19 protein-coding genes and 1 pseudogene are annotated in these 21,332 nt (G+C 40.7%); 9 read left to right on the forward strand and 11 right to left on the reverse strand.

Going from position 1 to position 21,332, the window contains the following annotated elements; genetic code table 11:
* Positions 1-42 precede the first annotated feature (42 nt).
* Positions 43-3,954: a filamentous hemagglutinin N-terminal domain-containing protein gene (locus F7734_RS15440; protein WP_155745545.1), complete on the forward strand. Its 3,912-nt coding sequence runs from the start codon at positions 43-45 to the stop codon at positions 3,952-3,954.
* Here F7734_RS15440 and F7734_RS15445 read toward each other — a convergent pair.
* Positions 3,951-6,056: a CHASE2 domain-containing serine/threonine-protein kinase gene (locus tag F7734_RS15445; protein ID WP_155745546.1), complete on the reverse strand. Its 2,106-nt coding sequence runs from the start codon at positions 6,054-6,056 to the stop codon at positions 3,951-3,953. The two genes, F7734_RS15440 and F7734_RS15445, sit on opposite strands and share 4 nt — an antisense overlap.
* Positions 6,057-6,427: 371 nt before the next feature.
* Here F7734_RS15445 and F7734_RS15450 point away from each other — a divergent pair, with 371 nt between their 5' ends.
* From F7734_RS15450 to F7734_RS15470, 5 genes are all read left to right on the forward strand, one after another.
* Positions 6,428-6,715: a hypothetical protein gene (locus F7734_RS15450; protein ID WP_155745547.1), complete on the forward strand. Its 288-nt coding sequence runs from the start codon at positions 6,428-6,430 to the stop codon at positions 6,713-6,715.
* A 280-nt stretch (positions 6,716-6,995) separates the two neighbouring features.
* Positions 6,996-7,241 carry a hypothetical protein gene (locus F7734_RS15455; protein ID WP_155745548.1) on the forward strand — a complete coding sequence of 82 codons (246 nt, stop codon included), beginning with the start codon at positions 6,996-6,998 and terminating at the stop codon, positions 7,239-7,241.
* A 129-nt stretch (positions 7,242-7,370) separates the two neighbouring features.
* Entirely contained in the window at positions 7,371-8,276 is a 906-nt protein-coding gene (locus F7734_RS15460) for an AraC family transcriptional regulator (protein ID WP_166481929.1), read from the forward strand.
* Positions 8,277-8,345: 69 nt separating this feature from the next.
* On the forward strand, positions 8,346-9,320 hold the full coding sequence (locus tag F7734_RS15465) for an SDR family oxidoreductase (RefSeq protein WP_155745550.1): 975 nt from the start codon (positions 8,346-8,348) through the stop codon (positions 9,318-9,320).
* 106 nt (positions 9,321-9,426) lie between these two features.
* The gene (locus tag F7734_RS15470) at positions 9,427-9,693 is read left to right on the forward strand and encodes a hypothetical protein (protein ID WP_155745551.1); all 267 of its coding nucleotides are present in this window, start codon (positions 9,427-9,429) and stop codon (positions 9,691-9,693) included.
* A 173-nt stretch (positions 9,694-9,866) separates the two neighbouring features.
* Here F7734_RS15470 and xisF read toward each other — a convergent pair whose 3' ends face one another.
* The 4 genes and pseudogenes from xisF to nifK all read right to left on the reverse strand — a co-directional run bounded on the left by xisF (position 9,867) and on the right by nifK (position 14,119).
* The gene (gene xisF, locus F7734_RS15475) at positions 9,867-11,270 is read right to left on the reverse strand and encodes a fdxN element excision recombinase XisF (RefSeq protein WP_155745552.1); all 1,404 of its coding nucleotides are present in this window, start codon (positions 11,268-11,270) and stop codon (positions 9,867-9,869) included.
* 53 nt (positions 11,271-11,323) lie between these two features.
* Positions 11,324-11,893: pseudogene (locus F7734_RS15480) on the reverse strand (nitrogenase component 1); the annotation flags it as partial.
* Between the two features lie 169 nt (positions 11,894-12,062).
* Positions 12,063-12,386 (reverse strand): Mo-dependent nitrogenase C-terminal domain-containing protein, encoded by a 324-nt coding sequence (locus F7734_RS15485; RefSeq protein WP_155745554.1) that lies wholly within the window; start codon positions 12,384-12,386, stop codon positions 12,063-12,065.
* A 194-nt stretch (positions 12,387-12,580) separates the two neighbouring features.
* Entirely contained in the window at positions 12,581-14,119 is a 1,539-nt protein-coding gene (nifK, locus tag F7734_RS15490) for a nitrogenase molybdenum-iron protein subunit beta (RefSeq protein ID WP_155745555.1), read from the reverse strand.
* A 607-nt stretch (positions 14,120-14,726) separates the two neighbouring features.
* On the opposite strand from nifK, the gene F7734_RS15495 reads away from it, so the two are divergent.
* A complete protein-coding gene (locus tag F7734_RS15495) occupies positions 14,727-16,028 on the forward strand; it encodes a site-specific integrase (RefSeq protein WP_155745556.1) in 1,302 nt (433 codons plus the stop codon).
* Here F7734_RS15495 and F7734_RS15500 read toward each other — a convergent pair.
* Positions 15,975-16,235, reverse strand: coding sequence for a prolyl oligopeptidase family serine peptidase (locus F7734_RS15500; RefSeq protein WP_155745557.1), 261 nt, complete (start codon positions 16,233-16,235; stop codon positions 15,975-15,977). The two genes, F7734_RS15495 and F7734_RS15500, sit on opposite strands and share 54 nt — an antisense overlap.
* Position 16,236: 1 nt before the next feature.
* Complete coding sequence (locus F7734_RS15505; RefSeq protein ID WP_155745558.1) at positions 16,237-16,383, reverse strand: hypothetical protein; 147 nt, start codon at positions 16,381-16,383, stop codon at positions 16,237-16,239.
* A gap of 135 nt (positions 16,384-16,518) precedes the next feature.
* Here F7734_RS15505 and F7734_RS65305 point away from each other — a divergent pair, with 135 nt between their 5' ends.
* Together F7734_RS65305 and F7734_RS15510 are read left to right on the forward strand one after the other, a co-directional pair.
* The gene (locus F7734_RS65305; RefSeq protein ID WP_279239722.1) at positions 16,519-16,650 is read left to right on the forward strand and encodes a hypothetical protein; all 132 of its coding nucleotides are present in this window, start codon (positions 16,519-16,521) and stop codon (positions 16,648-16,650) included.
* Positions 16,623-17,201 carry a hypothetical protein gene (locus tag F7734_RS15510; protein ID WP_155745559.1) on the forward strand — a complete coding sequence of 193 codons (579 nt, stop codon included), beginning with the start codon at positions 16,623-16,625 and terminating at the stop codon, positions 17,199-17,201. Before F7734_RS65305 ends, F7734_RS15510 begins: the two co-directional genes overlap by 28 nt.
* Here F7734_RS15510 and F7734_RS15515 read toward each other — a convergent pair.
* The 4 genes from F7734_RS15515 to ppsA all read right to left on the reverse strand — a co-directional run bounded on the left by F7734_RS15515 (position 17,198) and on the right by ppsA (position 21,118).
* Positions 17,198-17,488 carry a DUF3303 family protein gene (locus F7734_RS15515; RefSeq protein WP_155745560.1) on the reverse strand — a complete coding sequence of 97 codons (291 nt, stop codon included), beginning with the start codon at positions 17,486-17,488 and terminating at the stop codon, positions 17,198-17,200. The two genes, F7734_RS15510 and F7734_RS15515, sit on opposite strands and share 4 nt — an antisense overlap.
* A gap of 69 nt (positions 17,489-17,557) precedes the next feature.
* Positions 17,558-18,010 carry an HNH endonuclease gene (locus F7734_RS15520; RefSeq protein WP_155745561.1) on the reverse strand — a complete coding sequence of 151 codons (453 nt, stop codon included), beginning with the start codon at positions 18,008-18,010 and terminating at the stop codon, positions 17,558-17,560.
* Positions 18,011-18,019: 9 nt separating this feature from the next.
* Positions 18,020-18,286 (reverse strand): hypothetical protein, encoded by a 267-nt coding sequence (locus tag F7734_RS15525; RefSeq protein WP_243146901.1) that lies wholly within the window; start codon positions 18,284-18,286, stop codon positions 18,020-18,022.
* A 207-nt stretch (positions 18,287-18,493) separates the two neighbouring features.
* Positions 18,494-21,118 carry a phosphoenolpyruvate synthase gene (gene ppsA, locus F7734_RS15530; protein WP_155745563.1) on the reverse strand — a complete coding sequence of 875 codons (2,625 nt, stop codon included), beginning with the start codon at positions 21,116-21,118 and terminating at the stop codon, positions 18,494-18,496.
* Between the last annotated feature and the right edge of the window lie 214 nt (positions 21,119-21,332).

The following is a 21,332-nucleotide window of genomic DNA, read 5'->3' on the forward strand; positions in this document are numbered from 1 at the left end:
AGCCATTTTCCTGAAACAAAATTAATCGGAGTAAATACAGGAATGATTCAAGATCGGTGGCAAAGTTTTTGGAAGCTGCTAGGCTTTTTCGTTGTATGCAATGCAATAATTACTGGGTTTGGGAATTCTGCTTCGGCGCAGATTGTTCCTGACAACACGTTGGGGAATGAAAAATCACAAGTCACAAATAATCCTAACCTGCGTGGATTGCCAGGACAGCTGATTGAAGGAGGGGCGATTAGAGGTGTAAATTTATTCCAAAGTTTTTCTCAATTTCAGGTTGGGGATGGAGAGCGAGTTTACTTTGCAAATCCAGCAGGGATTGAAAATATCTTGAGTCGTGTGACGGGTAATGACCCCTCGAAGATATTCGGTTTATTGGGTGTAAATGGTAACGCCAATTTATTTTTTATTAATCCTAATGGCATCATTTTTGGGCAGAATGCAAGATTAGATGTTGCGGGTTCGTTTGTGGGGACGACTGCGAATGCTATTGGGTTTGGTCAGAACGGATTTTTCAGCGCTTCTAGTCCACAAGCGCCTTCCCAATTGTTAACGGTTAATCCTTCCGTTTTACTTGTCAATCAAATTAATGCTGCATCAATTCAAAATAATGCTACTACTACTGGTTTGCAAGTTTCTGAAGGTAGGAGTTTGTTACTGGTTGGCGGTAATGTCAGTATGGATGGTGGAAGATTAATTGCTCCTGGTGGGAGAGTGGAGTTGGGAGGATTAGCAGCAGCAGGAACAATTGGACTTAATACAGTTGGTAATATTTTTAGCCTAAGTTTTCCTATTGATGTACCGAGAGCAGATGTATCTCTAATTAATAGAGCTATATTAGGCGTTGTTGGTAATAGCGGTAGTATTGCGATTAACGCAGGAAATATAGATGTTCCGGGAGGTAGCTCTCTGATAGATGAGACAGAGTTAGAAAGCAGTTACGTATATATTGAAGCTGAAAATCTTACGCTTAATGCCACAGGAACTATAAAATTTGAACAGGCAGAGATTTTAAGTAATGATGTCAATATTACTACTGATTCATTACTATTTAGGAACAATATTTTAAATACTGGTATTGATGAAGAAGGAGATGGAGGTAGTCTGAATATTAATGCCAACAAACTTGTTTCTTCTGATAATGATAGTAGGATCTTCAGTCGCAACATCAATATTACTACTGATTCACTATCACTGAGAAAAACTATTATGGATACTACGACCTCACAAAGCAATGTTTTGGATACCGATTTTGTAGAGAATGGTAATAGGATTACAACTAATGGAGGAAATAATATTACAATTAACGCACGCAATATAGATATTGTAGAAGGCAGTGAACTACGAACTGGACTTACGGGAATTGATAGTCAAGCTGGAAATATTGCACTACTTAATGCTACAGAAGCTATAAAAATTGATCGGGCACGAATTGAAAGTGAAAACGTTAATATTAAAACTGGTTCGTTGTCATTAATCGACACCATTCTCGATAGTGGCAGTAATGAAAGAGGTAATGTTGGCAGTGTAATTATCGATGCCAAGGAACGCGCTTTTTTTGAGAAAAATCAAATCTACACTGGTCAATTTAATATTACTACTGACTCTTTATCATTCAAGGATGATAAAGTCACTAGTGACAACATCAATATTGCGAGTAAAATTGTATTATTTAATCTAAGCAATGTCTATACTGATAATATTAATATTACTACTAACTCTTTATCAGCGGAAAACAGTGTTTTGTGGCAGTTAGAGAAGATTGGTAGTTTGATAATCAATGCCAAAGACAGTGTTTTGTTCAACAAGAGTTCTGTTTTGTCGAGTGGCAATACTAATATAACTACTGGCTTGTTGTCCTTAATAGACACTAGTTTCACTACAGGCGACTTGATCGTAGATGCCAAAAACCGTGTTTTTTTAAATGGAGAAGAAAGTAATATCACTAGCAGTTTCGACAGAGGTACAAGTGACAAACCAGGAAATGTCCGCATCACTACAGGAGAACTCTCTGTTACCAATGGTGCCTTAATTAGTTCTACTTCTACATTTGATTCATTTTTAGGAAGTATAGATGGAGGTAATATTATTATTGATGCTCGCGATCGCGTTATCTTTGATGGAGGTCAAGCTTCTACCTCTGTTAGGCTAGTACCACTAGACATCATAAATACTTTTATTGGCAGAGCGCCATCAAACACACTTAGGGGAGGTGAAATCCGCATCACTACTGGTGAACTTTCAGTTATTAATAACGGCTCAATTACTGCCGCAGCAAACACAGAAGGTCGAAACTTCAATCGAAGTAATATTATTGTTGGAAAGGTAGATGCAGGTGGGATTATTATCAATGTCCGCGATCGCGTTATTTTCGATAATGGTACAGCCTCTACTAGTTTGGGACGTTACATAGAAGGAAAGGGCGGGGATATCAACATTACTACTACTGAACTCTTAGTTAAAAATGATAGTGAACTAAGCGCTAGTACTGATGGACAAGGAAATGCAGGTAATATAATTGTTAATGCAAAAGAGCGTGTCTTCTTTGACGGAGTAAGCAATAGCAATACATCCAGTGCTATCTTTACTAGCGTCAATTCTACAGGTACAGGAAATGGGGGGAATATCCACATTACTGCTAGTGAACTATCTATCTTGAATGGTGCCAGATTTATTGCCACTACAAACGGGAAAGGAAATGCAGGAAATATTGAAGTTATAACTTTTAATACTTTCAACGTTTCTGGTACTAATTCTAAAAATGGAAACTCTAGTGGATTATTTGCAAATACCAATACCACAGGCAAAAGCGGCAATATCAATGTCAATACAAACGTCTTTCATCTATCAGATGGTGCTGTATTAGACGCACGTACTAGCAACAATGGCAAGGGCGGTAACATTACAATCAATGCCAATCTTTTTGAAGCTCTCAACGGCGGACAACTACTCTCGGTCACCTCTGGCACAGGAAATGCTGGTAAGATTGCGGTTAATGCTAAGGATAGAGTAATTGTTAATGGCACCGATGCTACTTTCAATGACCGACTTGATAAATTTGGTACAACAGCAGCAAATGTAGACGCTGCTAGCGGCTTTTTCGTTCTCTCTTCAGGTTCAGGGATTGCAGGTGATATCGAAGTTAATTCACCTAAAATCACCTTAGACAACGGCGGACGCTTCATCGCCGAATCTACATTCGGTAACGGTGGTAATATCAACTTGCAAGTAAGCGACTTACTCTTAATGCGGCGTGGCGCTCAAATTTCCACCAGTGCTGGTACTGACCAAGAAGGCGGCGATGGTGGTAACATTAATCTCAACGCACAATTTCTCGTCGCCATCCCAAACGAAAATAGCGACATCATCGCCAATGCTTTCACAGGTTCTGGTGGTAAGGTCACGATTAACACATCTGGTATTTATGGGTTACAGCTTTTGAGTGGAGCAGAATTACGGAGATTAAACGCTAATTCAAATCCTCGTGAATTACTCACAAATGACATTAGTGCTGTTTCCCAACAAGGAGGACCGCAATTAGATGGTCAAATTACCGTCAACAACCCTGATGTTGACCCGAATAACGGTTTAGTCTCCCTACCCGTAGATGTGATTGACCCCTCCAACCAAATCGCCCAAGGTTGTGCTGCTTTTGATGAAGCAACTGCGAGTGACTTTAAAGTGACTGGACGCGGTGGTTTACCTCCGAGTCCTGATGAAACTCTCAGCAGTAATGCAGTGTGGGAAGATACTCGTTTGCGGGCGACAACAGCACAGCGTCTAGATTCCAAGACTACGGCAACAAAACCACAGTCGGAGTCTGATACTGTAATTACACCTGCTACGGGTTGGGTATTCAATGGTAAGGGTGACGTGACGCTGGTTTCCCAAATGCCCAATGCTACTGCTGAAACATTAGCTGCTTCTTCCCAGTCATGCTATCTTCGTTAAAGACTTTCTAAACTATTTAATACCTCTGTAACCGACTGATATCTTGAATTGGAGTTTTGATTCACCATTCTATTTAATACCGCAGCAAATTTGTCACTGATTTCTGCTAAATTGTGCCAATTCTGCAAGGTACCATCTTGCAAGGGTATAACCACCCCTAAAGTATTTGAGTCTCTTTGGAACGTATTAGGATGTGTCCCTGTTAAGGCTTGAATAGCCAGTATTCCTAACGCATAGATATCGCTGTTTAGTCTCGGTTGTCTGTTCATTTGTTCGGGAGGCATATAACAAGGAGTACCAATTGCGATCGTACTATTTTGCTGCTGAGTTTGAATCTGTTTGACTGCACCAAAATCAATTAAAAAAATCCGTCCATCACTTTCCCGCCTGATTAAATTACTAGGTTTGATATCTCGATGGATGACATTATAATCGTGAACAAAAACAAGTATCAGCAAAACTTCTTTGAGTAGAGATACAACCCTCGCTTCTGCAAACTTTTTATAAGGAGTAATCTCTTTTTCTAGGGAATTCCCTTTGATAAATTCTTGAACTAAATAAAATTCTTGATTTATTTCAAAATAAGCCAATAGTTGAGGTATCCGGTCATGCTTACCCAAAATTTCTAAAATTTCTGCTTCAGTGTTGAAGAGTCGTCTAGCAACACTTAAAAAAGCTTCTTCTTGACGAGCGGGTCGTAATTGCTTGACAACACATAGAGGATGACTGGGACGCTGAGTATCTTGAGCTAAGTAAGTATCACTAAATCCTCCATAACCTAGAGGTTCGATGATTCTGTAGCGTCCGTTCAGCAAATGCGTGTTGGAGGGAATTCGCTCGGGTATTGTTGGACTTAAAGTATTGTCCTCTTCTTGCTGGTGAATCTGTTGTGCTATTTTTTCTTTCTCTTGCTTACTTTGATATACGGTGTAAGCAAGAACGCTACCAGCTGCTAACACCAACCCCAGTGCTGCCGAGACTACTGGAATCCATCCTGCTTGGTTAAAAATAAAAAAGTTACCAGTAAATAATACTACAAGAACTGTCCCACCGACAATTGCTTGATGTAGAGGATGCTGAATGCGTGATGCAATTATACCTCCTGCTAAACTCCATACCAATACCCAAACCACTTCACCCCATTCAGGCAAAAACCAAAACAGAGGCTGTTTGTCGAGAACGGCGCTGAGAATTTGACTGGTACTTTGGGCATGAATCTCCACTCCCGCCATACTGCCAGATGTGTCTGACTTGCCAGTGCTATAGGGTGTATTTAAAATATCCTTCAAACTGGGTGCGGTTGTACCAATCAAGATGATGCGGTTTTTCACTAGATCGCGATTCACCTTATCCTCAAGCACATCTGTCAGAGTCACTTTTTCAGCTACGTGAGAAGAACGGTAGTTTAGGAGAATTTGGTAACCACGAGCATCTATGTTTTGATAACCACCAGAATTACTTTCTAGACGTTTAAATACAGTATTGCGAAGTTGCAACTCTTGCTTTGAAGTAAATTGCGGTTGGATGCCTCCAGTTTCCAAATATTTTAGTGCTAATTGGAGACTTAAGGAATATTCTGCTGCACAATCGTCATTCGCTGCTAAGGAGAATAACAGTAGATTACGACGTATTGTGCCATCAGAATCTTCTACAACATCGCTAAATCCAACTCTTGATGGCTCAATTCCCTCAGGAGGCGATACTCCATACTCTTGATCGCGATGTTTGCAAATTGGAATAATGATATCGCTCTGTTGCAAACGTTTCAATAACCGATCGTGACCCGGTTCAACTGGTAAGTCACGAAAAATGTCAAAACCAATTGCTCGCGGTTGATATTGCTCCAGTTTGTCCAAAAGGCGATCGAGAACTTGCCCTGATAAACGGTCTGAAGTAGGTGATTTCCATTTTTTGATGTCAGATTCAGTGATTGCAACAATCAACAGGCGGCGATCTAAACCAGAATTTACTCGCATTTGCATCATCTGGTCAAAAAGCCTTATTTCTAGAGGTTCTAGCACTCCTAGTTGTTGAACGGCAAACAGTAAACCTGTGACAATTACGCTAGAAAAAACTGTTGACAAAGTGAGTAAATTTTTCATAACGTTTGCTGTACAAGTTCAAATTATAATATTTATCACTGAAATACAGTATCTCATCAGATCTTACACCCAGTCATATAATTCCGGTTGCAGTCGAAAACAGCACAATGTAAAGTTACCTCATCGCTTAAAATGAACACAACGTGATTTCGTTGAATTCGTTATTTTTGGGGATTTTAGGTAAAGATATGTGTAATACTGAGAGTGAATAACCAAATTCTGCTAAAATCGCATCTGCACTTAGCAGGTAACTCGAAGGAATGTCAGAAACGGGCTAATAAATAAGGCGTTGAACTGGAATCAGTAACTGAGCCTCGCAAAGTAAAGAATCGTCCCCAAATATATCGCTGCAATTATAAGGAGAAGGAATAATGGCTGTTCTAGAGTGTGTAAAACCAGGGGCTAAGGTAGGTCAAATCTTGTTAGCGGTAGACCTTTCAATTGCAGGTAGTACTGATGAGGTTTTAGCTACACTTGAACAATTAGGTTATGAACCAAAAATTCGTCACGTTATCTATCCATCTGGTGTTCATGTGTTAGCTGTCCTTAAGGATGAAAAGCATGAATCAATCGTCGATGATGACTATCTTCTTGAAGAATGGCAGCAGGTGAGATCTCAGATCAATCCTGAGGCTGTTCATTTATGGCGCGGTAAATAAATGAAATCATTGAGCAAGTTATGGTCGCCGAGTCATAGCCATGAAAGCGTTAACCGTAATGGCTTGCCTGATGACTTATTAACTCATTAAATTCTACACTTGTCTTCGCAATACGGCTTTAATTGTTAAGCATAAAGGCTTATCGCTGCATATCCAGAAAGGTAGAGGGAATAACTTACTTATGCTTGCCTAAAAAATCAGCATAATCTTTCAGAATTTGTGTAAGCTTAGAATAAACAGGCATCGCGAGCCATTATACTATAGGAATTTTGAGAACCAAATGAAAGCAATCAAAGTTATGGCAAGCATTGATGAACATGGGCAACTGACGTTAGATTGCCCCATAATGATAGATAAGAACAGTCGTGTTGAAGTAATTGTTCTTATTCCAGAAGAGACAAAAGACGATGAGGATGATACACCTAATGAAGCAATCTTAGAAGATTTTCGTCAAGCTTGGCATGAAGCTCAAACAGGACAAACGATTCCTATCGAGCGAGTTTGGGAAGGACTGGAGAATGTCTGAGCAACCAGTGATTGAAGTTGAAGCGTCACCAACGTTTAATCGAAATCTACGCACTCTGGTTATTTGCACGAACTCTTGCTATATTTCATAATGATATTCCCTCATCCCAGAAATGTTGTAGAAACATTAATGTCTGAAAGTCAAATCCATCTGATTGACACGGTTACTGAAAAACCATTTTCGGCAGCACCTCAAGGGTGTGTACGGCGATCAAGTGCCGAAGTAGGATGGCGCGGTATTGTTGTAGAAATGCACAGCATTCCACCGATGGAACTGCCCGAGCATTACGTTCAAGGACATCGCCTTATAGTTCATGCAGGTCAACCGATCGAGTATGAGTGGAAGGACAACAGCCATTGGCGAAGCAAGCTGTTACATCCAGGTGAGTTTTGTTTGCAGTCCCACGGAGAAGTTAACTTTCCCCGTTGGCACGATCGCTTTGAATTTATAGCGATCGCCCTCGATCCTACGTTTGTTGACCGCAGTTTTCAAGACAGTGGTATAAAAGAAGGTACTTGCTTTCAAGAACAACGTGCTGCATTCGATCCTGTAATTGCAGATTTTGCTCAACGATTCCAAGCTGAGTTGATCTCAAGAAGTTATGGGGGAGTGCTTTATGGTGAATCATTAGCGTTAGCGTTTGCGCTTTATCTACTTCAACAGCATAGTGTTTGTCCCAAATCATTCTCACAACCACGCGGTAAGCTCTCGTCGCTGCAACTAAGAGAAATAATTGAATATATTCATGCTAATTTGTCAGAGGAACTTAGTCTCACTCATCTAGCAGAACTTTTGAATTTAAGTGTTTTCCATTTTGCTCGTCTGTTTAAAAATTCTTTGGGACTATCTCCTCACCAATATGTCCTTCAAAATCGGGTGGAACGAGCCAAAAAGTTAATAACTGTCTGTGTTGATACTAACTTAACCGATATAGCCTTACAGGTTGGATTTTACGACCAAACTCATTTTGGTAAAGCTTTCAAACGAACTGTAGGTGTTTCTCCCAAGGTTTTTGCCAAACTTCGAGCTTCTTAAGCAAGAATTTACTATTTTGCTGAGTGGTTGCGCCCTTAAGCTTACTCTAGAGTTCATGAGGAAAAAGCAATGACGCAACATCGCCGCGAAATTATCAAAAGTGCTGCTCTAACTGCCACAGGAATGGTTCTAGGAACAATGTCGCCTCTTAAATCCCAGGAAGCCCCCGCTCAGAAACAAACCAACGCTCGCCCACAAGAAGGGACTTCTCGACTTCTTGTTGGAAAAGTCGCTTTGGTAACAGGAGCAGCTCGCGGTATCGGACGAGCGATCGCTATCGATTTCGCTAAAAACGGTGCTAATGTTGCTTTGCTTGATATTGCTGACCCCACTGGAGGAATGCCAATCTCAGGTTACCGCCTTGCCAATGAGAGCGAGCTTGATGAAACTGTGGCGGCTGTACGTGCGCTTGGAGTTAAAGCACTTAAGCTCAAGGTTGATGTACGCAACAATAACGCGATGAAGGAAGCCGCAGCCCTCACTGCACGCGAACTCGGCGGTCTAGATATTGCGGTTGCCAATGCTGGCATCGCTATCTGGACTACAATCGAAGGCTCAAACGAGCAGCAGTGGCGCGATACAATTGATGTCAATATCAACGGCGTATTCAACACAATTCAGGCAGTTGTCCCGCACATGAAAGCACGTCAGGGCGGTCGCATCATAACAATTTCCTCTATTGGCGGTCGTCAGGGTGTAGTGGGCAATGGTGCTTATGGCACCACTAAGTGGGCTGTGATTGGGCTAACTAAATCAGCCGCCATTGAATTTGGAGCGTCCAACATTACCGTCAATTCCATTGCTCCAGGACCTGTCAATACTCCTTTGTATCGCTCACAAGGACAACTACGCTCAACGGGAGTGAAAAGTTTTGAAGAGCAAGACAAGGTAGTCGGTGCGATGTTACCTTTGAAGGCTAAGCCTGCCCTCGATCCACAAGACATCGCCGACACTGCCACTTTCTTGGCTAGTGACCATGCCCGCTTTATTTCCGGCGAGGTGATAGATGTAGCACTCGGCTACAACACGATATACACAGCTTGAAAATTTCAACTTATCATAAAACGGTATGGGCGATGCTTATTCGTTCGCTGTTAACAGAAAAATTTTAGCTAATGAATAAGCTAGAAACATCGCTACAGAATGTTTTATGGCTTCAGAACGTTCTCAAAAAGTCCTAAAAATGCTCAATGACAAGTTACTTGAAACTTATGAAAGATATTACGGGAACTTGAAGATTGGAGATATGTCTCCTGAAGAATTCATCAAAACCTATGGATGTATTGATGATAGAATTCATGGCAATTTAAAACTAGGAGTTACAGTCCCTTCTGAATCCACCTCAACCTTCTCTACAAACTCAGCCAATGCCGATCGCAGTTCCGAGTCATCCAATGATTCCCAGAATGTAGCTTGAGAAGCAATAACTGTTTTCCTCTTGGTATTCTCAAAGGTATCCCCTTAGATTGATAGGGGACTACTCATTTCCCGTTAGAAGATTGTCGAGCGTGTGGTGCTTATCACGGACGATAGGCGACGGGTTCTGAATTTCCTTTGGAAGCTTTGGTATTTCTGGAATTTTTGGAATATCTATAAAAAAGTCAAATCAGGTATTGGCAATTTAAAATTGGGAGATACAACCCCTTCTGAATCTACCTCAACCTTCTCTACAAACTCAGCTAGTGCAGCTCGCAGTTCCGAGTCATCCAATCTTTCCCAGAATGTAGCTTGAGAAGCAATGACTATTTTCCTCTTGGCATTCTCAAAAGTATCCGTATCAACAATTTTGCTTGGGATTGATAGGGTACCAATCGTCGCTTCTACTTTGGCGATCGCTTGAATTATGTCTGGGTTGGAACTGCGAAGTCCCCGCAGAACGGACAATTCGTTGGTTAACTTTTCGATTTGTTTGGTATTGATGACTTGTGTCGTCGCCGATTGATTTTCCAGATGCTCGATTAATTTCGGTGCATACTTGCATAAAGCTGCGAGCGTCTTGGCTACGATTTCCCGCAGTCGGGTACATTTTGAATTTTCGCAGTGATACTTTCCTGGTTTGTTGTAATTCACGCAGCGCATATACTCGGTTTTGGTTTTGTGTCGGGAAAAGTTACGATACATACCTCCCCCACAATGGGTACACTTAATTAAGCCTGCAAGTGGATAGTCGCCACGGGTTGATTTTTCCGAACTCCGATACTTTCTATTTGCTAACAATTTCTGTTGAATTGCGTCTACTGTAGCTGATGTAATTACGGCTTCATGGGTATTGAAATTGATTATGGGTTCCCGATTAATACCTTTTTTCTTTTTCATGAAATAGGCTGTATGTCCTTGCAGTGCCAAGTTTTTGACCCAATCTCGCAAGCCTGCAACAGTAAAAACTACTTCATATTCATTGTAAATATAGTTACATACATCTTTAAGCGATCTCATTTCCAAAATTAAATCGATAATCATCTTGGCTAGTTCAAAATAGGTTTTACCAGATTTTTCGTGAATATTTTTATTAGGGGTTAATCGATGATTTTCGTCTTTGGCATATCCAAATGGAGGAACGCAAAACTTTAATTGCTGCCGAAAATACTCGTTTCCTTGTTTAACCCGTTGGGATAATAGCCTTGATTCAAACTCAGCAAGCCCGGACATTTGGTTGATACTAAACCATCCAAACGGGCTATTTGGATCGACGGGCGCATCAAGTACCCGTAGATTGACATTATGCCTCACGAAAATGTCAATCGTCTTATGAATAGTAATCACACTTCTACCCAGGCGATCGACACGAGTTATGATAATTTCGTCAACTTGATTTTGTTGTACCAACTTCAGCAACTCGTTAAATTGTTTTCTTGCATCGTTGCGTCCCGACTCAATATCAATCAATACTTCCATTGCACCCGCCGCTTTTAATCTAGCTATTTGCTGATTGAGTGCATCAAACTCCTCTGCTTGTTCTTGTGTGCTAACGCGGGCGTAACCGTAAACTCTCATGAGAATCCGTTCAAATCAGTCCCAAAATCATATCACAAAAGGTGTTGTTGTAAGTGTTTAGGTTCACGTGTACCGACAACATAATCTAAGAGAGCCTCGCCTGCAAGACGGTTGCCAAAATTCTTGCTACCAATAAAACCTGGAGCATTAACAGGGATAACAGGAGTGTTGATTTTTTCTCCTGCCGCTTTACACACGGCATCTAAGTCTTCACCAATAAGGGCGGTGACACAAGTAGAGTAAACAAAGATAGCAGCAGGATGGTAGCGCTTTTCAATTTCCAAAATAGCTTTGTACAACTTTTTAGCTCCACCAAAGATGACATCAGTTTCATCCATATCAGTGGTAAAGCCAGTCTTGTAAAGAGTAGGACCGGAGGAAAAACTACCGCGACTCCCCCAAGAATTACCAGAACAAGCGATCGGTCCGTGAACTAAATGAGCGGCATCGGTAATAGGTACTAGAGCAATCATAGCACCATCAAAAGCACAACCCCCTTGAGCAGCACCTGGTTTAGGTAATTGGGAGCAAGATTTATTTTTCTTGTCGCCATGCTTGGTTTTATTATGTTCGCAACCGGGCTGAGTCAGCAACTCATTAATTTTACTTTGGTTAAGTTTCATTTGATTCCTCTCTTAAGAATGTTAGTGGTTAGTGGTTAGTAGTTAGTGGTTGGTGGTGTAGGGTGGACTTTAGCCCTACCTACGTATATTTCAAAAATTGAGAGAATTCCTATAGTTAGTAGCTAATGGATAGTTATTCTATTAACAACTAACAAATAACCACTAACCACTAGCAAATATATTTCGTAATATCTTCTCCACATTCATCAGCCAAGTAAGATAAAGCACGGAAACGCAAAGCAACAAACTCGTCATACAAAGGATTAAGTTTACAAAGAGGCGGAATGTGGAAAGTCCGTCCAAATAATTTAATATCTCGCTCAAAAGGACAACAGCAAGGAATCAGTTGACAAAGAAGATGAGCGAGGCGAGCATTTCTAATTTGAATTTTATCTACCAAACGGCGCAAAGGATATAAAATATCAAAGGAGCCTGATTTTTTGTTTGGTGGATGATAGTTTGGATGAGTGTGGGTGTGAGTTACAGTTTCCATAATAAACAATCGGAAAAAATGTAAAAGAAAAAGGAAAAAGAAAAGTGATTGGGGTATTGTTAGTAGTTAGTGGTTAGTAGTTAGTAGAGAATTTAATCAGCAACTAACAACTAACAACTAACAACTAACAACTAACCATTAACCATTAACCTTTTCCTTTTCCCTTTTTGGCACGTCGCAGGCTAACACAATTTCTAGCGAATCAAGTCGAAGGAAATATCGGTCTTACCAGTAATGTTGGTGTTACGATCCAACTCATCCAGAATTGTGTTAACAATCCAGTTGAGTAGGTTTAAACCACCTTGGTAACCAACAGTTGGGTAGCGGTGCAAGTGGTGGCGATCGAAGAGAGGATAACCAATCCGCACCATTGGGATCTTGGTATCGCGCCACAGGTACTTACCGTAGGAGTTGCCTACGAAGAAGTCTACAGGTTCGGTGAACAAGAGACTGCGTAAGTGCCACAAGTCTTTTTGAATCCAAACAGTAGCTTGCTTACCGAAGGGGCTAGCGCTGAGGATTGCTTCCATTTCTTTCTTGAATTCGTTATCGCCATTGTTGCAGAGGATGTGTACTGGTTCAGCACCCAACTCCAACAAGAAGCTAACTACACTGATGATTAAATCTGGATCGCCGTAAATTGCGAACTTCTTACCATGAATCCAAGCATAGGAGTCTGTCATGGCATCTACCAAGCGTCCCCGTTCGATTTCTAACTCTTCAGGGATAGGCTTACCAGTTAATTCTGATAATGTCATTAAGAATTCATCAGTGCCTTTAACACCCCAAGGACGTAATACCTTGGTTTGTTGACCCCACTTTTCTTTGATATACTCTTGTGTCTTTTGAGTGGAGTATCCTTGTAAGAACACGGTTCCATTTGCATTGATGGAATCAGCAGCATCTTCTAGCTTGGTACCACCTGGGTACATATTGTACTCACCAGTGTTTGGTGAATCCAGATAATCGCTGTTATCGGCCAGGATAGTATGGTCAATTCCCATCAAGCCCAGCATCCGCTTGATTTCGCGGTTGTTACCAGTGTAGGTATCAAATCCAGGAACAAAGTTCAGCTTACCGTTGGTGGTATTTTTCTTCTTACCTTCTGTCAAATTAGACAGAATTCCCTTCATCATGTTGTCGTAACCAGTGATGTGAGAACCAACGAAGCTAGGAGTGTGAGCAAAAGGTACGGGGAAATCCTGGGGAATTGCATCTGCATTTTTAGCATTACCGATGAACGCGCCCAAGTCATCACCGATAACTTCTGCCATACAAGTGGTGCTAACAGCAATCATTTTGGGCTTGTAAAGTTGGTAAGCAACTTGCAAACCTTCAATCATGTTGTTCAAACCACCGAATACAGCAGCGTCTTCAGTCATGGAAGAAGAAACGGCGGAGAACGGCTCTTTGTAGTGACGGCTGAGGTGAGTACGGAAATAAGCAACGCAACCTTGAGAACCTTGTACAAAGGGTAAAGTACCTTCAAAACCTGCAGCAGCAAAAATAGCTCCTAAGGGTTGGCAACCTTTTGCAGGGTTAACAGTTAACGCTTCACGAGCAAAGTTCTTTTCGCGGTACTCCCAGCTTTTTGTCCACTCAGAAACCCGTTCTACTTCTTCGTCACTGTGTCCGCCTTCAAACTGTTCTCTCTTGTTCTTGAATAACTCTTGGTATTCTGGTTGTTGGAACAGCTCTGCGTGGTCTTTAATTTGTTCTGGATTCTGAGGCATTGATGTTCTCCAAGCTTGCTGGGTTGTATGTTGTAGGGATTGGGGATTGGGGATTAGGAATTGAAAATTGTTTTCTAGTCCCTAGTCCCCCTTGATTTCAGGTACTACCTGAGAATACTTAGTGAAACAGGAAGTTGCTGTCTCATCCTCGTTCCCAGGCTGAGCCTGGGAATGCATTAGTGTGGGCTGCTGCCTCATCTTTAGCTACCAAGCTGTTAGCTTGGTAACTAATTTAGAAATTAAGCACTAACTTTAGCCTTAGCAGTTTCTTTCTTCCAAGGAGTAGGAATAATATCCCAAGTTGGGCTGTTAAGAGCCAAATCCATGTCACGAGCAAAAACTGCGAAACCGTCATAACCGTGATAAGGACCGGAGTAATTCTTTTTATGCTTTGATAGTTTTTAGCTGTGTAATGTTTGCTGCAAGCAATGTCAAAGCTAAACAGTGTTTGCGAGTAACACATTTATTTTTAAACTAAATTTAGGCTAAAAACACTCCCGATAGAAATGATAAATATCGGCAGTTTTTTGAAGATTTAGAGCTAGGTTCGTCAACTAAGTGCAGTTTTCTTGGCTCAAGTCTGCAAGCACGGCTACAAAGAAAGCATATGCAAAATAAAGTATTACTGGAATTAGAAAAAGTTAATCAGCGTTTGAAGTTAGCAAAAACAAAAGTAACAATTAGGGAATCTAACGGAAGCTTACAGTTACGCGCTACGTTACCACTTAAACCAGGAGATAAGAACACAAGAGGTACGGGGAGAAAACAATATAATCTCAGTTTAAATATTCCAGCTAACCTAGATGGGTTAAGGACTGCTGAGGAAGAAGCCTATGAATTAGGAAAGTTAATTGCAAGGCATAGCTTTCAATGGACTGATAAATATTTAGGAAATGAAGCTACTAAGAAAAATTTTCTCACTATCGGAGAATTATTGGAAAAATTTGAAGAAGAGTATTTTAAAACTCATCAGCGTACCACAAAGAGCGAACATAGTTTTTTTTATTATTTTTCTCGAACAAAACGGTTTACCAATCCCAATGATATAGCATCTCCAGAAAATTTTATAGAATCCATTGAGAAAATTGATAAGGAATGGTCGAGATATAATGCGGTTCGTGCGATCGCAGCCTTTTGTCTAACTTTCAAAATCGAAATTGATTTATCCAAATATTCCAAAATGCCTGAGTGCAACTCCCGCAAGATACCTTCAGATGAAGAAATATGTAGGGGAATTCTGAAATTTGAAGATTATTTAACTATTCGGGGAAATCAGGTCAATCAAGAAGTCAAAGATAGTTGGCAACTTTGGCGTTGGACATATGGAATGCTAGCAGTTTTTGGGTTGCGACCAAGAGAACTTTTTACCAATCCCGATATCAATTGGTGGTTAAGCCAAGAAAACCAGGATTTGACTTGGAAAGTGCATAAAGATTGTAAAACAGGAGAAAGACAAGCATTGCCGTTATACAAACAATGGATTGATGACTTTGATTTAAGAAATCCTAAATATTTAGATATGTTAGCAACAGCAATTAGAAAGAAAGATAAGAATAACTATGCAGAAACAACAGCATTAACTCAAAGAATCAGTTGGTGGTTTCGTAAAATTGGATTGGATTTTAAACCCTATGATTTACGTCATGCTTGGGCAATTCGGGCGCATATTTTAGGGATACCAATAAAAGCAGCCGCAGATAATTTAGGGCATAGCGTGCAAGTTCATACCCAAACTTATCAACGTTGGTTCTCGCTAGATATGCGTAAGTTAGCAATGGATCTAGCTCTGAGTAAGAGAAATGAAATTGAATTTGTTCGAGAGGAGAATAGTAAGTTGAGGATGGAAAATGAGAAGTTAAAGTTGGAGATTGAAAAGTTGAGAATGGAGCTTGTTTATAAGCGGAGTTAAGAAATCAAGCGCTATTGTCGATCCCGCGCCATGTCCCGCTTCGTAGTCAATGCGGAGTAAGACAGGTTTGCCACTGACAGATGCAGCTTGAACTCGTGCTGCAAATTTAGTTGATTGCCAAGGTTCACAGCGCGTGTCAGTTATGCCATGTATAATCATTATTGCTAGATAATGAACTCCATCTTCGATGTGCAAAAAAGCGTCCATTTCATTCGGCTTGCGCTTTTACCCACTTCTGCACCTCTTCATCTTTGAAGTTTTCCATGTAACGGTAGTTGTCCGTAACCTTGATACCAAAGTAGTCGTCTGTAACAGGTTGGACTGGCGCAACAGGTGGTTTTGGGTTTTCAAGCATATTGTCTTCCTCCAAAAGGTTGAGTTTGCCATTTTCGCCTTCTCATTACCATCTCAATTTATAACCATTTTCAGGTAAAAATAGCCGTAGGGGCGCAAGGCATTGCACCCTTACCAACGGCGTAGTTTATTTATAATGAAAATTGCTGTAACTCACAGAAAATCTCAGTTGTTGAGTTTAGGAGAACTTGATAACATTAACAAAGTGGGCGATCGCAGTATCGGATTGGCAAAAACACTATGGCAAAGCGTAAAAAAAGCAATCTAGAGTGGATGAAACAAACGCTTGAACTAAAACCAGACCATCACTGGGAAGGTCCACCTGGTTATAAAATATTTGTGGCAGATCGAGGAGCAGTGCGCTTCAACATACCTCGTGATTGGGCTTTTGCGCCACAAGAAAAATCATTTAAGTTCTTCGATAAAGAACCACCTGACGAGGATTGCTGTCTGGAAGTCTCTTTCAATCGTCTACCACCTCATGACTGGAGTCAGTTTCCCCTGAAATCAACTTTGAGAAAAGTGGTGGAAAATGAAACTCGCAACGTCATTGCCAAAGGAGACATAATTACCGTCAAACGCCAAACTGCCAAGATTGTTTGGACAGAGATTAAGTTCATAGACACTCAAGAGGAGCCACGAGAAGCTTTCTCGCGGACTTGCATCGGTATAGGGTCGAACATTCAATGCTTGATTACCTTCGATTATTGGGTAGACCAAGCAGAACAGCTAACACCTGTTTGGGATGAAGTGATGCGTAGTCTCACATTAGGATTATATATCCGCGACCCATTGACTGGTGTGGCTTTTCCAGATTAGAATTCCCAGCGATCGAGGAATGGATTAACGACTTCTTGAGTCTCTTTACTACTCACAACAGGAACAATTTCAAAAGTTGCTCCTGAACCACGCCATTTCAGAATCCATTCCTGAAGTAAGCGCAAATCATTACACTCCATAAGCTGGAAACATCTACTAAAATTTGGTTCTACCCAACTATCAATGTATTTCAGACCTTCGGGAAACATTCTTCCTTCCTCACGAACACGCTGATAGATTGGCAACATATCGTTATTTTTGAAGCGTTCAATAATCATGAATAACATTCGAGAGTCCTTCAATCCTAACTAACACACTTAATTAATCTTAACGAAGTTAGAATTTTCAATACTCTTTCAATTTTCTACTAAAATTGGATCGTCCACTGGAGGATGCCGCCCGATAAGTTTATCTGCAGAGCGAATACTAATTACACGTTCGCGGTTCAATGCTAATGCAGCTATTGTTACTCTACCAATAACAGTTAAACCAATAATATATAATTTATCTGCTGACCAAATGAAATGGTCGTTCCAATTATTTATTCTTGGATTAAATAGAGAAACTTCAGCACCAGAATCAGAATCAATAGCTGTTGTTTTATCAGATTTTTTACGGTTACAGTGAAAGCAGGCTAGTGCTAAGTTATCGATCGCATCTAATCCGTTTTTATCTAATGGGATAATGTGTTCAATTGTAAACTCTACATATTGCCATTGCTCAGAAGTATGACAGTATTTGCAAAGGCAATTAGCACGCTGACGTACCAGAGTTTGGATATCTTTAGGAATTAGACGACGTACAGCCATATAGAAAAATCAGATACTTGTTTGTGTTAAGAAAGCATTACGAATAGTTCGATTTATAAAGCTGAGATAATCATCAACTTCTTCGTAAAGGTCAAGTTCGCGCTCTTCCTCAGAATTCAGTGGATATTTTTTTTGTTTTGTCAATAATTCTTCTATACGATGTTGAACTGCACTGGAAGCCCGAAAGATAGGAATTCCTTCAACTAATTCAATACGAACGGCTCCTTCAAGTGGTAGATTATTAGGTAAATTTTGTAATTTTGGTGGAAGTAGCATTATCGTAAGTTTTTTATTTTTGATATATGGATATAGTAACATATAAGGAAAATACTAATGTGGAAGATGATGTCACCAATAGTTAGTCACTTTCACTCTTCCAAAATAGTACTTATTACTTTCATCAGCATAAAGAAGAAAGTTATTGCCAAACAGAAACATCTTGCCATAGTATAATGTGCTGATTGGTTGCTGGTAACGTTTGGTTTAAAGGTTTTCTACATACCCTTCTGTTCCATGCACGCGAATTCGCTGCCCATCTTTTATTAGCTTTGTAGCATTTTCTACTCCGACGACTGCTGGTAAGCCATACTCACGTGCGATAACTGCTCCATGAGTCATCAGTCCACCAACTTCGGTGACTAGACCTTTTATGGATACAAACAATGGTGTCCAGCTAGGGTCAGTAAAGGAGGTGACCAATATATCTCCATCTTCGAGATCGGCATCTTCCATATTTAAGATGACACGCGCCCGTCCCTCTATAACCCCGGAAGAAACAGGTAGACCTACAATAGCTTCGGCTGGAAGATTTTTTCGTTTGTACTCACCTGCAATGATTTCACCATCAGACGTAATCACACGTGGTGGAGTTAGTTTTTCATATAATTTGTACTCGTCTTTTCGTTTGCTGACGATCTGGTAATCCAGTTTATTTGTGCATACGACTTCGCGAAGTTCTTCAAAAGTAAGATAGTATATATCTTCTTTTTCATGAATAATGTTGGCTTGTACGAGTTGTTCGCCTTCTTTCAGTAAAACCTGCTTATAAACGAAGTAGCGATTAACCATACTGTATTTTGGATATTCACGATAACCGATGAAATTCCGAATTAGGTCAATCATTCGTTTTGTTTCTTTGGCTTTTTGTTCGCCATCCGGCAATTGCGTTAATCGATCTAATAACGCTTGTTCTTTGTTCAAAGCCTCCTGTAGCCCTTGCTCGAACTTCCGCTTGCTTGCACCAGGTTCTAAGTTTTTGATATTATTAAGAATCAATGGGATAAGTGTAGCTGGTTTTTCGCTCCAACGGGTTTTTGTAATATCGATTTCTCCGGCACATCGCATTCCGTATTTGTTGAGATAAGCATGGATAGCATTCCGGGCTTCGAGTCCACCATTAAACTGAACCAGTTCCTCCAAAAAGCGATCGTCTTTTACCTGTTGTAAATACTCAATGACTTCTGGATAAGGGCGAATCACATCTGCGACATCCAATAGCTCCAGACCCATGGACGAAGTGATATTGTTGGGTACAGATTGAGAAAGCGTGTCTGCTGCGTTTTTTTCACCTAACCACTCCTTCATCTTCTCATTGACCCATGATGAAGCATTCATGGCAGTCATAATCACACCAAAACTTTGCGAGTCATGTAAAATCTTCTTTAGGTGCTGAATATCCTCCACAATAAAATCAAATAGATCTGTTCCTGATTTCGTTTGGATGTCTTGTTTTAACTCTTCTATTGATGTTTCACTACGCTTAATCAAATCGTCAACAATCGCCGGATCGTATTCGTTTAGTGTTTGAAAATCTGCAAGTGACCTCCCTTTATTGCTTTTACCGGGAATCTGTTCTTCTCGATCCTCTGGTGACGATTGTATAAAATCACCTCGCTCTATGATAGTCGTCAATGCGTCTTTTATGAGCGGATCGGATTTTCCAAGGACGCCTACTAAAATTTCTCTTCTGACAGGTGAAGCCAGCTCCTGTGTAATATCAACAAACAACCTTCCACCTGCATTATACATAGGTCTGGCAGCCGTTAGTTGCCATAAAGATATTCCCAATGGTTTCATAGCGTCGGTCATCATTTGTTGGTGACCGACAGATACATAAACGCGATTTTCCCCATCGTTTGCTTCAGGAATGGGAAATAAGGTAGTGATGGGACGGCTCTGGACAATATAGAATGTATCATCAACCAAACACCATTCGATGTCCTGGGGGCAACCGAAATGTTCTTCGATCTTTCTGCCCATGCGATCGAGCTGCAAGATCTGCTCATCCGTTAGCACTTGTGTGTTTTGCAACTCAGGATCTAGTTCCTGTTCTTTGATACCGCCATCTTTTAAGGCATAAATAGCCAGCTTCTTGGTGGATATCTTCTTATCGATCGCCTTGCCGTTACGCACTTTATAGATATCAGCATTCACCAAACCGGAAACCAAAGCCTCACCAAGTCCGAAGCTAGCATCAATGGATAATACTTTCCTATTAGAAGTGACAGGATCGGCAGTAAACAAAATTCCTGCCGTCTGCGGAAAGAGCATCTTCTGAACAACCACAGATAGGTAGACTTTACGGTGGTCGAAGCCGTTTTGAAGACGGTAAATTACTGCTCTCTCGGTAAATAGCGAAGCCCAGCACTTGCTGATATGCTGATAGATTGCCACATGACCGATAATGTTCAAATACGTATCCTGCTGCCCTGCAAAGGAAGCCGTCGGTAAATCCTCGGCAGTTGCACTGGATCGTACTGCATAGGCATTTTTTTCATCAAACCTGGAGAGGAAGCGGGCGATCTCTTCATTAATGTCTTGCGGAATGGCGATCGCTTCGATGACCCTACGAATCTCAGCACTAAGTTCGCCAATTTTATCTCGGTTTTCCATCTTTATAAGCGATAACCGAGCGAGTAATTCGGCGATCGACGGCGTTTCCCCAATGATTCTTTTAAAAGCTTCAGTAGAAATACAAAAGCCATCCGGTACGTGGATTCCTTCAATCTTAGTAAGTTCCCCCAGGTTAGCACCTTTGCCCCCGACCATTGCAAGCTTTGTGTTATCAATTTCCTGCAAACTGAGTATGTAGGCACTCTTATTTTTCATTTTTTAGAAAAATCAGATACTTGTTTGTGTTAAGAAAGCATTGCGAATAGTTCGATTTATAAAGCTGAGATAATCATCAACTTCTTCGTAAAGGTCAAGTTCGCGCTCTTCCTCAGAATTCAGTGGATAATTTTTTCAATAATTCTTCTATATGATTTTGAACTGTATTGGAAGCCCGAAAGATGGGAATTCCTTCAACTAATTTCGATACGAA

Source organism: Scytonema sp. UIC 10036 (genome assembly GCF_009725235.1).